This window comes from Kothea flammea, from assembly GCF_052161645.1.
GTDB lineage: Bacteria > Planctomycetota > Planctomycetia > Pirellulales > Pirellulaceae > Laterigemmans.
The window spans coordinates 4482679-4499125 of record NZ_CP197414.1 but is presented as its reverse complement, the minus strand read 5'-3'; the positions used below and the strand labels follow the sequence as shown (position 1 = coordinate 4499125).

Genomic DNA, 16447 nt, shown 5'->3' with positions numbered 1-16447 from the left:
TCGCCCACTAGTCGGCAAACCCCTTTCGGTTAGAACATTTGGTATCGTATCAGCAGCAAGCTGGCATTTACGAGCCGGCGCATCCTTTCGGTAAGAAAACTTCATGAGCGCAGCAGCTGGACCAGCGGCGGAGGAAACTCTCGCCGCACATGCTCGCATTCGCGGGCACCGCCAAATTGTGTTGTTAACCGATGGTTATTCAACGCCCTTCTTGGCAAAAACGGCGATCAGTTTGGCTCGTTACCGCAGCAGTGATATTGTGGCGGTGCTGGAGAGCCAAGCGAGTGGTCAGACCGCCAAAGCGTTGTTTGGAAGCGGCGAGTCGATTCCCGTCTACGGTGACTTGAGTGCTGTCGAAGCGGCTGATGCGGTGTACCTTGGCATCGCCCCGCCGGGTGGCAAATTGCCCACTCATTGGAAGCCAATTTTACTCGCAGCGATCAGCCGAGGGCTGGATGTCGTCTCAGGGCTGCACGATTTTTTGGTCGAAGATGATGACCTTGTCGCCGCAGCCAAGCATTCCCCCGCCCAATTAATCGATGTGCGACGTAATCGTTGGAAAGAGACCGCGGAACATTTTGATTTTTCCAAGCGATCCCTGCGCGTCCACACGGTCGGCCACGATTGCAGCGTTGGCAAAATGGTGACCACGTTAGAAATCCAAAGAGCCTTGACGGCGCAACGCCACAACGCCGAGTTTGTCGCCACTGGTCAAACAGGCATCATGATCTCCGGTCGGGGAGTCCCGGTAGATTGCGTGGTGGCTGACTTTGTCAATGGTGCCGTCGAACAACTCGTTAAGCAGTATGATGAAGCCGACTTTGTGTTGATTGAGGGGCAGGGCAGCATCTCACACCCGGCCTTTTCGGCGGTCACGTTGGGATTGTTGCATGGTTGTGCGCCCGATGGCCTCATCTTTTGCTATCAGGCTGGTCGCAAGCATGTCAAAGGTATCGATAAAGTTCCCATTCCTCCGCTCTCCCGGCAAATTGCGGCCTACGAACAGCTGGCTAATTTGCGGCACCCCTGTAGAGTGATCGGCATCGCGGTCAACACGCGAGATTTGAATCCTGACGCCGCCGCGGCGGAGATTAGGCGGGCCGAAAACGAGTTTGGTCTGCCGGCCTGTGATGTGTACCGCCAGGGTCCCGACAAATTAGTGGCTGCGGTTCAGCAACTTCGCAGCGAGGTGATTAGCTTATGAAAATGATTTTACATCGTTGGCAACTACCGCTAGCGCACCCGTTCACGATCTCTCGCGGTACGATCACCACCCAAGAAAGTTTAATCGTGGAGCTGGTGCAGGACGGAAAGCGTGGTTATGGCGAAGTCACCACCAACGATTTTTACGGCCACACATACGAGAGTATGGAGGAATCACTCGGTCGGCTGGGACGAACCCTCGATCTTTACGCCCAATCGATGCCGGAAACTCAGTGGGAAACGATGTTGGCGGAGCTTGGCAATGACATGTTCGCCATGTCGGCGCTCGACATGGCCGCTCATGATCTCCATGGAAAACTTACCGGTCTGCCAACGTGGAGACGGTGGGGATTGCAATGGGAGAACGTGCCACAGTCGAGTTATACCATTGGTATCGATACCATTGATACGATGTTAGCGAAATTGAGCGAGCGTCCTGATTGGGGGATTTATAAGATTAAACTTGGCACCGACAACGATTTGGAAATTATCCAAGCCTTGCGGAGTCACACCGCCGCCACGTTTCGAGTGGACGCTAATTGTGGTTGGACCGCAGAGCAAACGATCGCAAATTCCCATCGTTTGGCCGAGCTGGGAGTGGAATTCATCGAGCAGCCACTCCCCCCGCAGGCCTCCAGCGAAGACAAACGACGCGTATACCTACAGTCGGCGCTGCCGATTATCGCTGATGAGGATTGCCAAGTAGCCGGTGACGTGGAACAGTGCTACCGTCGCTATCACGGTGTGAATGTGAAGATTTGCAAATGTGGTGGTTTAACACCCGCTCTCAGGATGCTGCGCCAAGCACGTTCTTTGAAGTTGAAGACGATGGTTGGCTGCATGGTGGAATCGGCGATTGGCATCAGTGGTGCCGCGCACCTGCTGCCTCTGCTGGACTATGCTGATTTGGATGGTGCCGTGTTGCTGGCGGATGCCCCGGCGACTGGAGTGATCGTTGAAAACGGGATCGTCCAACTGACCGAGTTAGCCGGGAACGGGGGCAGTTTGTTGAAATCACGACTCGCGGAATTCAAGGTCTAGCACGTGCAAGAATTTTCCTCTTTTGTGGTCCGTCGATTGCTATGCTTGGGGGTGGTCATATTGGCCGTGCTGCCGCCCTTGCTTGCCCCCTCGTTGGTGGTCGGTACCGATGCTCAAGTGACCGCCAATGCCAAAGGTGAAGAAGCGGGCGGTCGTTTTGACATCGTGCTTCGTCGTGGACGGGTGATCGATGGGACAGGTGCCCCCTGGTACGTCGCTGACGTGGGAATCCGAACAGGTCGGATCGCGGCAATTGGCGATCTCGGCGACGCCTCCGCGGAAGTGGAGATCGATGTGCGGGGGAAAGTGATTTCACCGGGTTTTATCGACATGATGGGTCAAACCGCGACGCCGATGCTGGATGACCCGAAAACAGCAATGAATCTGTTAACCCAAGGGATTACCACAATTAATGCGGGAGAGGGCGAATCGGCAGCACCCCTTGGCCCCGATCAGGGGGCGCGACGAGGCTGGACGACGATGGCGGAGTATTTCGCGACGTTGGAATCTCAAGGTTTGCCAATTAACGTCGTGCAAACGATCGGACACACGCAGGTCAGGCAACTCGTCATTGGTGACGATGATCGTCGCCCCTTCGATGACGAATTAAAGCAGATGAGGAGCTTGGTTCGCGAAGCGATGGAGGCGGGTGCGATAGGTGTCTCCACCGCTCTGATTTATCCACCGGCCGTTTACGCCGATCCTCGAGAAATTGCCGCTTTGGCCGAAGTTGCCGGCTCTTATGGTGGTCGCTATTTCACGCACATGCGAAACGAGGGAGATCGGTTGCTCGAAGCGATCGACGAGGCGTTGGAGATCGGTCAATTGGCGAACTGTCCAGTGCATATTTTTCACCTCAAGGCTGCCGGCGAGGATAACTGGGGAAAAATGCCGCTGGCGATCGCTCGTATTCAAGCTGCCCGGGCAGGTGGTCAGCAGGTAACGGCGGACATATATCCTTACATTAACAACGGACTGGGGATCGCCGCTTTGATTCACCCTCGGCATTTTGCCAAAGGGCGAGCTGCGTTGTTGATGGGGTTAGAGCAGCCGGAGCTGCGAGCGGAGATCCGCGAAGAAATTGAGTCATCCAGCGGTTGGGAGAATTGGTACCGGCATGCGGGTCGGGATTGGGATCAGATCATCGTTGGCAAGAGCAACGCAACGCGATATGCAGAATACGATGGACAGTCAATTGCCTCAATCGCATCCGCTCTGGGCGAGGATCCATGGGATACGTTTTTTGCGCTGGTAAACAGCGGGGCGTTCGTGTTGCCACAAACGATGACGGAGGCAAATAAGATCTTGGCGATGCAACAGGAGTTCATTTCCTTTTGCACTGATGTCGGTCCCTCGGGCGGTAACCGGATTGCCTCGCATCCACGAGCCAGCGGCTCGTTTCCACGCTTGTTGGCCAAGTATGTTCGCGAATTGGGAGTACTTTCTTGGGAACAAGCTATCGCCCGCGCCTCGGCGGTCGCCGCCAATGAGGTGATGGCTTACGATCGTGGTAAGATCGCTGTGGGCCTCGCGGCCGACGTGATCGTGTTCGATCAGAAACGCATCGCCGAGCGTGCCACTTTCGCGACCCCGCAAAAATTATCGGTCGGGGTCGAATTGGTCATCGTCAACGGGCAACTCGTTTTAAGAGATGGCGAATACACCGGACTTCGCCCCGGCCGCGTGTTGCGTGGACCCGGTTATCGCGACAAAGACGCCGCGCATCGTCAAGCCGGCGGACCGGCTGATGCTCGGTTTGAAAGTTTTGATCGCTTGTTTTCCGAGTTGATTGAAGAGCACCGTTTGCCGGGGGTTTCCGTGGCAGTCAGTGAGCGAGGTCAACTCGTTTTCGCTCGCGGCTACGGTTTTGCTGACATCGGCAACCGCCAGCCCGTAAACCCGGCTAGCCTGTTTCGGATCGCCAGCATCTCCAAGCCAATCACCGCCGTGGCAATTCTCCAGTTGGTCGAGCAGGGTAAGCTGAGGCTCGATGAGTGCGTGTTTGACGTGCTCGATTACGAGCAGCAATTTCAACAAGCGGGTGACGCAATCGACCCTCGGTTGAAATCGATTACCATCGAACAGCTGTTGCAACACCGAGGCGGTTGGGATCGTGACAAGTCGTTTGATGCGATGTTTCAAACGGTCCGCTTTGCCCGGCAACTCGACGAGCAACCACCCGGCGACACAGACATGGTGATCCAAGCGATGTTGACGCAGCCGCTCGATTTCGATCCAGGTACCGAATATAGCTACTCCAATTTTGGCTACTGTTTGCTGGGGCGTGTGATTGAAACGCGAACTGAGCAGCCGTACGAGACTTATGTGCAACAGCATGTTTTGGCCCCTTTGGGGATCACCCAAATGCGCATCGGTAAAACGCGGGCGATTGAACGCACCGCCAACGAAGTGCGATACTATCATCCCACGATTGGCCGTTCGGTGTTCTCCCAGGACCTGGAACAAGCGGTTCCCTCACCCTATGGGGCTTGGTATCTGGAGGCAATGGATGCGCATGGTGGCTGGTTGGCGAGCGCAAGCGATTTAGCTCGTTTTGCCGCCGCCTTTGATGATCCACAAAACTGCTCGATATTGACTGCTGATAGTATTGCCTTAATGTATTCCCAGCCTCAGCAAGTTGCGGAGAAGACGCTCCTCGGGAAACCGGAACCGTATTACTACTCGATGGGTTGGAGTAATCGGCAGGTTGGCGCGAATCGGGTGAATCATTGGCATAACGGTTCGTTACCGGGCACCACGGCGGTGATGATTCGTCGTCACGATGGCAAAAACTTGGTCGCGTTATTGAACACCCGGACCACGCCGACTGGAGTCAACCTGGGAGGCATCGTAGATAATTTGCTGCACCGGGCCGCCGATCAGGTAGAGCATTGGCCGGCAGTGAGCTCCTTGAACGATTAGCAAGACACGTGGCGGAAATTCGAACGGATCGCAAGCAGATATTGCCAGCGGAGAACTTTTCAGTGTTCTAGCGTGCGGCGCAAGTTGGTGCAGAATTGTTGGTGCAGAATTCACTGCTTGCTCAAGGTGTCAAATAGTTGCTGAGACTCTTCGACCGCCGCTTGGTTACCCAGTGCTTGCTGGGTCTCGATTAAATTTTCGAGTGTGTCAAGTGTGCGCGAATCACCCGCTGGAAAAACTCTTTGTTGCCCCCGCAGTGCGGTTTCGTAGTGCGTTAATGCCAATTCATGTTCGCCGTTTTGGGCAAGAATGAAGCCATAGTTATTTTCCGCCTCCAGCACGTCAGGGTGCTCCGCCGGCAGCGATTGTTTGCGTAAATTAAGACTTCTTTCAAACAACTCCGTCGCACGCGGCAAATCATTCAGTCGCATGGCACCAAATGCCAAATTATTCAGCACCACCAGCGTTTGCCGGTTGCTCTCCCCGTAAGCTTTTTTGCAGATCTGATATACTTGCTCGGTGAGTTCGTTGTTCTTCTGCCAATCTCCCATATCACCGTACAGCATGGCTAAATTGTTCATCGTGCCAAGGGTTCCCATGTGTTCGTCGCCAAGGGTCTCTCGCCGGGTTGCGAGTACTTCGAGGAACAAGGGCTCTGCCAACTCGAATTGTTTCGTTTTCCGAAATGCGCTGGCGAGGTTGTTTTTTGTGGCCAACACGATGCCCGCGGTTTCGTCCAGTTCCAACAATAAGAGTTCGAGATTTCGTTGATAAAGTGGGATCGCTTTTTCGGGAAAACCATTGTCGGCATTAAGAATCGCGAGGAGGTTGCGGGCGACCAGCGTTCCTTCGGCTGCTTCGCCTTGGGATGCACTGAGTTGCGTCAACGCCTTGTCGGCTTGTTCAATGGCGGCGATCGGTTGTCCAGCTCGCCGCAACACTTCGATGAGATTCAATCGCGCGGCATTAACCTTTGTGAGCGGTACCGTTTCACGATAGTCTTCTGCGGTAGTCAGGGCCCGGCGGAAAAGCTTCTCCGCCTCCGTCGTTTTTCCCGAGAGCAAATAGCACTTGCCAGCAAGGTTGACCGTGTCGAACTGGGTTAAAGGGTTGAGTTGCTTGGTCGATTCGTCGGCCAAAGTTGCCAGGGCAGCATCGACGACCGGCAAGGTTTCATCGTAGAGCCCCAATCCAAAGAGACTGGACGCGATTGCGCGGAGCACAGCATTTTTCGATGTGTTGGTCAGATTTCGGTCTGCCAACTTATCGAAGGCATCCAGTAGAACATCTGCCACTTTGACGCTGCGCCCGTCGGTTTCGGGGTCGGGACGCCCGAGCACATCGACGAGAAAGTCGGTTACCGCGGTGGATTCCTCGAGACGTAACTCCGCCTGCTCACGGGCGGCCGCTTCATCGTTAGCAAGCGAAAGATTACTTTCCGCGAGTTGGCCGTTCTCGTCAGCGAGTTGTTTCGCTGCGACGCGTTGTCGATTGATCAGCATGGCGGCGGAAGTGGTGATCAGTGCAATTGCCATCAAGGCGATCAGTGAGGCCAACACCGCGGCGCGGTGTCGTCGCACCCAGCGGGCGCCACGCTCGGTCCAGGAGTCTTGATGCGCCCATGTTGGTTCATCCGCTAGCCAGTGTTCCAGGTCGCCAAGCACTGCGGCGGCGGTGGGATAGCGTTCGGCGGGTTGCGTGGCGAGGGCTCGCATGGCAATCGCTGCCAACGGTTTGGGAATGCGAGCCGACACTGTCCGCGGCGGCGCTATTTCGCCGCGGATGGTCTGCCGACACATCGTCTCTCGATCACTGAGCTCAATCGGCGGGCGGTTAACCAGCATTTCATAAAGAATGGCCCCCAACCCATAGACATCGGTGGCCGGGCCGAGCGCATCGCTTTGGCCGCTCAGTTGTTCCGGCGAGGCGTAGCCAGGAGTGCCCAACGCTTGTCCGGGTTGCGTTTCCATTTGCGATGTTTCGCCAACAGCTTTGGCCGCTGGTTGAATGGCAACTTGCCTAGGGGTTTGGGCATCCGCCGCTGCAGAATGATCTTTCGATAATGATTTGGCCAGTCCCCAATCCAAAAGGATTGTTTCACCAAATTTTCCCACCATCACATTGTTAGGTTTTAAGTCGCGATGTAAGACTCCTTGGCTGTGCGCATATTCGACCGCTTGTCCGACGTCGATCAAGCGACCAATGAGCGCTCGGAAAATGCTACTTTGAAAGTTGCTCGCGGTGGACTTTTGGTTGGTATGAAATTCTCGGATTTCATCACGCAAATCGCGACCATCGACGACTCGCATCGCGTAATACATGCGGCCCGCTTGGTCTTGACCGTAGGCATAAATGGGAATGATACCGGGATGTTCTAGGTTTCCGGTCAAGCGAGCTTCTAGATCAAACTTGGCTCGGAACAAGGGCTCGTCAGCGCAATCATCGCGGATTTGTTTAACGGCGACCCGTCTCCCCAGCTGCCGATCTTCCGCCGTCATCACGCGGCCCAGTCCTCCTTGCCCCAGTTCGCCGGTTAGCACAAATCTCTCGGCCTCCAGCGGACGAGGCAGCATTTTTACCGATCTGGCACGCGACGGGGGCACATCCGACGGTGGCGCATCCGTCGGTGGTTGTGTCTGCCAAGCTGTTTGCGGTTCGCTGGAAGAGTCGGCAGATGTGAGCACGCTCGGCGGCAGGGGGACCCCTGGCGACTGGGGCGAGGAAGTCAGCGGGTCTGCATTAGGTAGCGAATTTGGGCCGATCGTCTCGAAGTCAGCCAGCGATGCGGTTGGCTGGTCGGAATTCACCAAACTGCTGATCGCCTCGACAAGGTTCCCTTGATGTTGTTTCAGAATATCAGCCGCCTGTTGTTGCAATTGACCTCGCAACGCTTCGTTAAATTCGGGAGCGAGCACTCCTCGGCGATAAGCGAGCAGCAACAGCAGCGATTCGAGTTGATCGGATGGAGGGAAATTGCTCATCAAAAACGCAAACCAGAAGCGGGGGACTGGTGGGAAAAAATTGACTGGACGCGTAAGATAGCAAGCTTCCCGTTATCGGACCAAGGATTCGCCGCAAGTTACGCAAATCAAGGAGATTCGCTTGCCCCGCTCGCTTGAGGCCTCAGCAGTTGCCCCGCAACTTGACGACCGCCAAACGGTGCCACGGCAGGCCCCGCGAGAGTTGAGCGTCTTGCCGGCGAGGTTGGCGCGACTTGTCCAGCTGCAGCGGCGGCTTGCTGATTGGTCTTCTGATCGTGGAATTTGGTTCGCCGGGGTTCGCGATTCGGTGCGTGCTCTGACCGCCGCGATGCTGGTTGAGCAAGCTCAGCTGGATGTGCTGTTGGTGATTGTTCCCGAGGCTGTTGACGCCGATATCGTGGCAACCGATTTGGGTGCTTTCGGCATTCCTGAAGCCGATCTGTTGCCTTTGTCGGGATCGCTGGGGGACCCCGCATCCCTCCGCGACCACGACTTGGCCACTCGCCTTCGCGTTTTGCAACGTTTGCGGCGGGCGACTGACAATCCGGCGGCCGGTGTCGAGCCGGTGGTGGTTTGCGCGAGCGTGGCAGCGGCTATCCAGGCGGTACCGAGTCGCGCTACGGTGGCGGCGGCTGGTCGACAGTTGAGCGTCGGGCAGGTGATCGATTTAAGCGAGTGGCTGCGTTGGCTTGCCGAAGCTGGTTTTCATCACACCACTTCAGTCCAATTGCCCGGCGAGTTTTCTCAGCGGGGCGGAATCGTCGACATCTTTCCCCCCGACAATACCGAACCGGTGCGGATTGAATTGTTTGATGAGGAAGTCGAGTCAATTCGCCATTTTGATCCAGCTAGCCAGCGGAGCACTGGTCGGTTGACGCAGATTGAGTTGTCGGCGGTGGGACCGACGATGGGCGAGCGTGGTCAGCTGGCGGAATACTTGGCCGCTGCCACCGCCGTGTTGGTTGTTGAACCGGAGCAATGTGGAAAAGTTGCCGAGGCGTTGCGGGCGCGGGTTGCGGATCCTGATCGGTTTACCCCCTGGGAGCCGTTTTTGAGCTCGCTGGCTGCCCAGCGTTTGGCGTTCGCGGTGGACCTGCCCAGCAGCGAGAGCTTCGCAACGGTGACTTTGCCAACCGCTTCGGTGGCTGGTTTCAGCGGCGAACTGGAGCGGATTCGGCAACGGGTGGACACCGTGGCGGCCGGGCATGGTGTGGTGATCGTAGCCGATACGCCCGCCGATGCTGAACGGATGGGAGAACTGCTTAGGGAAACGGATGCGGCAACGCACGGACGGTTGCAAATCGCCGTCGCAGACCTCAGCGGTGGCTTTCGCATCAGTGAGTCTGGTAGTGATGCGGATAGTGTCGAGGGTGCGGATAGTGCTGAGAGCCATGGGCTCACGAAGTCAACCGGCGTGTTGGTTTTAACCGGTGCTGAGCTATTTCACCGTAGTCCAGTGCGACGCGTTAGAACGCGGGTCAAAGGCAAGCCGATTGATAGCTTTCATCAATTGGAGCCAGGCGATTTGGTGGTCCACTTGTCGCATGGTATCGGGCTGTATCGAGGTGTTCAACAAGTTGAGAAGCAGGGACAGACGCAAGAGCATTTGGTCGTCGAGTTCGATGGCGAAACAAAAATCTATGTCCCCGCGCATCGTATCGGGTTAATACAACGATACGTTGGCGGCGGCAGCAGTCGCCCGCGTTTAGCCAAAGTGGGCGGCCAGTCGTGGTCGAAAAAACGCCAAGCCGTCGAGCAAGCGGTCCACGACATGGCTTCTGAGTTGTTGGAGGTTCAAGCGGAGCGGCAAACGCGCGCCGGCATTAACTTTGAAGTCGACAGTCAGTGGCAACAACAGTTTGATGCTAGTTTTCCGTACACGGAAACCACCGATCAAATGTCGGCGATTACAGCTTGCAAGTTCGACATGGAGACCACGCGACCGATGGATCGCTTGATCTGTGGTGATGTCGGATACGGTAAAACAGAAGTTGCCATGCGGGCCGCGTTCAAGGCGGTGGATAGCGGGTATCAAGTCGCCGTTTTGGTGCCAACGACTGTGCTCGCCGAACAGCACTATCATACGTTCTGTGAACGCATGATCGAATTCCCCGTTGATATCGGCAGGCTAAATCGTTTTGCCGAGCGAAGTGAGGAACGCGACACCATTGCCAAAGTTCGCAAAGGGCAAGTCGACATTGTCATCGGCACGCACCGGCTGGCCAGCAAACAAGTTGAATTCTTCAATTTGGGGCTGGTCATCATTGATGAAGAGCATCGCTTCGGCGTGGCCATCAAAGAACGTTTAAAAGCCAAGCATTCCAACGTCGATGTGTTGACATTGTCGGCGACTCCGATTCCCCGCACCTTGCACATGGCTTTGGTCGGGGCACGCGACATTAGTAATTTGGAGACGCCACCTGCTGAGCGGTTAAGTGTGGAAACCCAAGTGGTCCGCTGGAGCGATTCTTTAATCCGCAGCGCGATCGTGCGTGAGCTGAATCGTGGTGGCCAAGTCTTTTTCGTTCACAATCGCGTCGCCGACATCGAAAAGTTGGCGGTAAAACTGCAGCGGATCGTGCCCGAGGCGCGGATTGGCATTGGCCATGGTCAAATGGACGAGCATCAGCTGGAACAGGTGATGATTGATTTCGTGCAGCGTAAATATGATGTGCTGTTGGCTACGACCATTATTGAAAATGGACTTGATATTCCCAACGCCAACACGATTTTCGTCGACGAGGCAAATCGTTATGGGCTCGCCGACCTCCATCAATTGCGGGGCCGCGTCGGACGGTATAAACATCAAGCCTACTGTTACATGTTGCTCGACCGATCCAAGTATTTAACGCCTGAGGCGAGCAAACGCTTGCGGGCCATCGAGGAATTTAGCCAAATGGGGGCGGGATTTGCCATCTCGATGCGCGATTTGGAAATTCGCGGCGCGGGAAATCTGCTCGGCACTCAGCAAAGTGGCTTTATCGCCGCAGTCGGCTATGAACTCTACTGCCAATTACTGGAAGACGCCGTTCGTCACGCCCAGAATTTGCCACCCCGCGTCTCCACGCAAGTCGACATCGATGTTCCCGTGGCTGCCTTTCTGCCCTCCGATTACGTGCCCGATATGCGTCATAAAATTGATTTGTACCGGCGGATCGCCAAGCTCGATCAATTTCCCGCCATCGAAGAAATTCGCGCTGAAATTGTTGACCGTTTTGGACCCCCACCGCGAGCGGTCGAACGCCTTTTGGAGTTGGCCGAGTTGCGACTCGAAGCGGCAATTTGGCAGTTGCACAGCATCAGCTTGGAACGCAGCTTTTTAGTGCTCAAATATTCAGACGCGACGCGTGTGCGCCAGTTGCAGAAGTCGTCTTCGCAGCCAGTCCGCATCGTCGATGAGAGTAAAGCTTACGTACCGCTCGGAGACATTGAGTCAGATGACGACGGGGATACTTGGCTGCGGATGTTGGGATCGATCTTGCGGTCGGGCTGAGATTCGATCTAAAAGGGAAGACGGGAGTTTTTTGACTTCACAATCATCTGAAAATCGAGTCATTTTTGGCTAGCGGGCTAGTTCAGTGATTCATGATCAGTCCGTTCCTCAATTTCCGCCCTCTGCTTTCGAAATCGCTATGAAATTGGAAACACAGCCGCGACGTGGCGCAATCGTTTGCCGGCGATGGTGGTTGTTGATCAGTTTGGCGTCTTCGCTACTGGTCTATCCATGTTCGCGCGGGCAAGCCCAGCAATTGTCGGACGAGGAGATTGCTAAACTGCGTCAGATGGAATTGCCCACCGACTCGGCTGCGGTGTTGGCAATCGTGGGTGAGGATCATATCTTGGTTGGGGATTTGCTTCCGAAAGTGAACCAGCAGATCTTGCAAGCGGCGAATGTCGATTTATCGTTGATTCCGCCTGAAGAACTCAGGATTGTGCGGCTCAAGTTGATTCGCGAGGCGCTCAAGCATCGGATCGAAACCAAGATGTTGGCGCAGGCGTTTTTGCTCGAGCAAGTCGGCTCCGCATCGGCTGAGCAGCGACGCGAGGCGAAAGGCCGTATGGAATTGCAAACGCGGAAGATGTTCTGGAAGGAGCATGTCCCTCGTCTAAAAGAGCAGTTGAAATTGGTCGCCGACGAGGAGTTAGAAGCGTTTTTGGTCGAAAACGGCACGTCGATCAAAGCGATGGAGGCTGAGTACATGGATATGATGATCCGTGAGGCTTATTGGCAAGATAATGTTCCCCGCGACCCTGAGGTCTCGCTCAACGAGATTCGCATTTACTACAACCAAAATCGTGCCAAGTTTGAGACGACTGCCAAGGCACGGTGGGAGCAATTGACCGTTCGATTCGACAAATTTCCCACCCGCGCTGCGGCGGTCAGCGAGATTGAAGACATGTTTCGCGAGGCCCGATTTGGCGGCAACGTGCAGAGCGTGGCCAAGCAAAGATCGCAAGGCCCTCTAGCAGCAAAAGGTGGTTTGCACGATTGGACCAGCAAAGGCAGTCTTCGCAGCAAGCCGCTGGACCAGAATATTTTTTCCCTGCCACTGAACCGTCTCAGCCCCATCATTGAAGATGAGGACGGGTTGCATGTGGTCCGCGTGCTCGAACGTCGTCCCGCCGGAATCCGGCCTTTGGGAGATGTCCAAGATGAGATTCGCGAGGAAATCAAAGCGGCGAAGCGAGACGCTGCGAAGCGGGAGCTGATGGCCGACCTGCGTCGCCAGGTTCCAGTCTGGTCGCGATATCCGGGTGACATTCCGGCCGCCATGCCCCTGCCGCAACTCGCGGCCGGCGATTCCGACTCCCGCAAACGCTAGCTTGCCACCCGCAGACGCAAGCTTGCTTCGCGGCGTCCGGTAGTTTTTCCCGCGTGATCCAAAGTGCGTGCAGGGCCGCTTTGTTTGGCTTTTCTCTTGGCATGCATGTTCGGGAAGCCGAAGCTGAACAGCAACTTCTTAATCGAGCTTCTTAATCGGTGAGCTGCCGATCCCTGCACCTTGTTGGGGGCGGGGGGCGAGCAGTTGTTTTCTGCCGGGACATGCTCCGCGGCGCTCGACCGCGACCCGTTTGCCGCGTATGCTAGGAGGGTTGGGTAAACGCGTGTACTGTCTTACGCTGCGGGAAGCGTCGCATGACTTGGTTAGGATTGTTAGGGTTGCTGATTTGGGCCACTTTGCCCGTTCGCGTCACACCGCTGACCGGCGAGCCTTATTCGGCAGAGTTGCTCGGCGTGTCGGACGGCAGGCTGCAGCTGCGAGTCGACGGGGAAGAGCGGCTTGTGGCGACGGAGGAATTATCTCGCGTCAATCGCCAAATTCCTGGCGACATTGTTGGCCCCAAGAGTTCTGCCGGCTTGACCGATGGCAGCCGTCTGCAGATCGAATCGGTGAGCATTGAGGGGGATCAAGCGACCCTTTCGCTGAAGGATCAGCCATCATTCACGCTACCGCTCAAGCGATTGGCATGGGTGCGTTTTCGAGCTCCTTCACCCGAAGTCAACGATGCTTGGCTCGGGATGCTGGGCGAAGCTCAGGCCAACGATCGGTTGGTAATTCGTCGCGACGGTGCAGTGATCGATCAGGTTGCCGGTGTGATTAAGTCGGCCGATCCAACGAAAGTAGAGTTTGATTTGGGGGGTGATTCAATTCCCGCGCCGGTCAATCGGCTCGAGGGGCTGATCATTGGCGGCACGACCGTGGCCCCGGACCGCGGTTCGGCCGTTGTCGACAGCTACGGTTCCGTGTGGGCGGTAAAGTCACTGCTCAGCGGAAACGCGCCCGATACTTTCCAGTTCGAGCTTGCCGATGGTCAGCGACGCTCAATCGATTTGCAGCAACTCGATGAATTACGTTTTGCTGACAACTCGCTGACATTGGCAAAAACCGAGCCGGTGGAGCGAACTTATGAACCATTGATTGCTTCCCGAGTGGATGCTCAGCTGTTGTCCGCTTGGTTGGGAGTGCGGGTGATCGAGGACGCTCATTTGGTCCTCCGCGGCGGCTCTTCGGTTACCTATCGACTTGATCCAGATTACGAGACCTTAACGGCGCGGATCGCACCGGACCCGAGCGTTTCCTCGGGGACCGGAGCACTCGTGCAGATTTTGCTCGATGACGCGGTTGTATGGAAAGAAACGGTTTTACCCGCTGACGCCACGCGTGGCATAGAAATTCCGCTGAACGGCTCCCGCAGGGTTACCTTCAAAGTAGACTTTGGGACGGGCGAAGCTCGGGGAGACGCCGGAGACGTAATTCGGTTCCTGCAACCCCGCTTGGTCCAGTAAAAGGACTGTTTATTGTCCATTAGGGAGAGATGCATGCGCGGAAGGATGAATGACTTGGCCAACTCGGCCCTACGCTCGCTCTGCCCACCTTGGGCCGGCAGTCGCCAGCGGTGCGATCTGGTGGTGCTATTTTTGCTCTGCTTTGGCGCTGTTTGGGGATGCGGCTGGGGGGAATTCGGTGGCGAACAAGCTGCCGCGCAGGATGCGACGGATGAAGATGTCGCGGGTGAAGCTGGAGTGGATGTCGCGGCTGAAGTCCTGCGAGCCCAACAGCAACGGGTTGAGGCGATCGCAAAGGCGACTCCCACGGCGGTCAGCGTCTTTGTCCCGGGTGGCGCGGGGGGCGGCAGTGGCGTGCTCATTTCTCCCGATGGTTACGCGCTGACTAATTTTCACGTCAGCAGCCCGGCGGGAACCTACATGCGGTGTGGCCTCTCCGATGGCAAAATCTACGACGCGGTGATCGTGGGCATCGATCCGGTCGGAGACTTAGCTTTAATTCGCTTGCTGGGGCGCGATGATTTTCCCGCTGCTGAGCTAGCCGACAGTGATCAATTGCAAGCGGGTGATTGGTGTTTCGTCGTCGGTAATCCTTTCTTGCTGGCGATGAATTTGGAACCGACGGTAACTTGGGGCATTCTCAGCGGAGTGCATCGTTATCAATATCCTTCTGGCACGCTGTTGGAGTATGCCGATTGCCTACAGACCGATGCCTCAATCAACCCTGGAAATTCCGGGGGTCCGATTTATGATGCCCAAGGCAGACTCATTGGCATTGTGGGGCGCGCATCGTTTGAAAAGCGGAACCGCGTTAACGTCGGCGTGGGTTACGCGATTTCGATTAACCAAGCCAAGAATTTTCTCGGATATTTACGCAGCGGTCGAATTGTTGACCATGCCACGTTGGGCGCCACGGTGGTGACCGATCCCGATGGTGGCGTGCGAGTCAGCAACATCTTGCCATCTTCGGATGCCTATCGCCGCGGCTTGCGCTATAACGATGAACTGCTGGAAGTGGCTGGACGGATTGTGCAGACCGCCAATGACGTGCAAAACATTTTAGGAACCTTGCCGAAGGGTTGGCGAATTCCTTTGACCTTTGCGCGGGGTGGAGAGCGGAGAGAAATTCTCGTGCGTCTTGCTGGCGTGCACCGTCAGGACGAGCTGATTGAGAAAATGGGGATGGCCTTGCCACCACCACCACCCGCTCCTCCTGCACCGGCACCTGCTGACGACCAGCCGGGTGCGGAGAGCGAAGATCGGGCTCAGTCGGCGGAGGAAAAGGGAAGCAAGCGACCTCAAGGGGCGGATGGGAAACCGATTCCGCAACAGGTCGTCGACCTCTTTGCAGAGCGACGCGGATACGCGAACTATTATTTTAATCAACTTCATCAACAGCGATTGGTGGATGGCCTGCGACGTTTGGCACCGGCGGGGGCAGATCAACCGCAGCGTTGGATCGTTCGTGGTCTGACTGACGAAGCCACTCCACGGGAAATCACCTTGGAGATTTCCGGCCACGAGCTGCTGATGCGATCTGGCGAGCAGGAGATCAGGTTGGCGTCGACGGCGGAACGGTTTGATGCGGTTGATGAGGCCACGCCTGGTGCCATACTGCCCGCCCTGGATGCTTGGCGGCGAATGTTGGAGCTGGGTGCCGACAAGTTTGGAGATGTTTACTATCTGGGCACTGCGCCGTTTCTTGGTCAGCGTCCTTTGCGAGACGTCTTAGTGGGCACGGCTGGTGAATTGGAATCGCGACTTATTCACCATCCCGACGCTGGTTTGCTCGAAGCGATTGAGCTGACGGCCGATAGCTCACGGGATCCGGCGGAGTTAATTATCATTTGGCCAGCTGCCGCTGCCGATTTGCCCGCCGATGAGTCAGGTGATTCAAATGGCCCACGCGTTTCGCCGCAGGCTTTGGAGTTGCGTTTTGGCACCGACGTGGTGTTGCGATTGAACATCACCGCTTGGAATACCGAACCTACGACTGAGGAAAGCTGAGCAG

The 16447-nt window shown here is 56.1% G+C and carries 8 protein-coding genes; 7 read left to right on the top strand and 1 reads right to left on the bottom strand.

Annotated features, from left to right (window positions below):
- Positions 1 to 103 precede the first annotated feature (103 nt).
- Genes SH139x_RS16925 through SH139x_RS16915 form a run of 3 tightly spaced genes read left to right on the top strand, consistent with a single transcriptional unit; the run spans position 104 to position 5166 of the window.
- Positions 104 to 1204, top strand: coding sequence for an N-acetyltransferase DgcN family protein (locus SH139x_RS16925; protein WP_488350953.1), 1101 nt, complete (start codon positions 104 to 106; stop codon positions 1202 to 1204).
- Positions 1201 to 2244 carry a dipeptide epimerase gene (locus tag SH139x_RS16920; protein WP_488350952.1) on the top strand — a complete coding sequence of 348 codons (1044 nt, stop codon included), beginning with the start codon at positions 1201 to 1203 and terminating at the stop codon, positions 2242 to 2244. Before SH139x_RS16925 ends, SH139x_RS16920 begins: the two co-directional genes overlap by 4 nt.
- 3 nt (positions 2245 to 2247) lie before the next feature.
- The gene (locus SH139x_RS16915) at positions 2248 to 5166 is read left to right on the top strand and encodes a serine hydrolase (protein WP_488350951.1); all 2919 of its coding nucleotides are present in this window, start codon (positions 2248 to 2250) and stop codon (positions 5164 to 5166) included.
- A gap of 110 nt (positions 5167 to 5276) precedes the next feature.
- Here SH139x_RS16915 and SH139x_RS16910 read toward each other — a convergent pair whose 3' ends face one another.
- Positions 5277 to 8147, bottom strand: coding sequence for a serine/threonine protein kinase (locus SH139x_RS16910; RefSeq protein WP_488350950.1), 2871 nt, complete (start codon positions 8145 to 8147; stop codon positions 5277 to 5279).
- Between the two features lie 328 nt (positions 8148 to 8475).
- Here SH139x_RS16910 and mfd point away from each other — a divergent pair, with 328 nt between their 5' ends.
- The 4 genes from mfd to SH139x_RS16890 all read left to right on the top strand — a co-directional run bounded on the left by mfd (position 8476) and on the right by SH139x_RS16890 (position 16443).
- Positions 8476 to 11640 carry a transcription-repair coupling factor gene (gene mfd, locus SH139x_RS16905; RefSeq protein ID WP_488356038.1) on the top strand — a complete coding sequence of 1055 codons (3165 nt, stop codon included), beginning with the start codon at positions 8476 to 8478 and terminating at the stop codon, positions 11638 to 11640.
- 139 nt (positions 11641 to 11779) lie between these two features.
- Positions 11780 to 12970 (top strand): peptidylprolyl isomerase, encoded by a 1191-nt coding sequence (locus SH139x_RS16900; protein ID WP_488350949.1) that lies wholly within the window; start codon positions 11780 to 11782, stop codon positions 12968 to 12970.
- A 314-nt stretch (positions 12971 to 13284) separates the two neighbouring features.
- Complete coding sequence (locus tag SH139x_RS16895) at positions 13285 to 14436, top strand: NPCBM/NEW2 domain-containing protein (protein ID WP_488350948.1); 1152 nt, start codon at positions 13285 to 13287, stop codon at positions 14434 to 14436.
- Between the two features lie 33 nt (positions 14437 to 14469).
- A complete protein-coding gene (locus tag SH139x_RS16890; RefSeq protein ID WP_488350947.1) occupies positions 14470 to 16443 on the top strand; it encodes a S1C family serine protease in 1974 nt (657 codons plus the stop codon).
- The last annotated feature ends 4 nt before the right edge of the window (positions 16444 to 16447 follow it).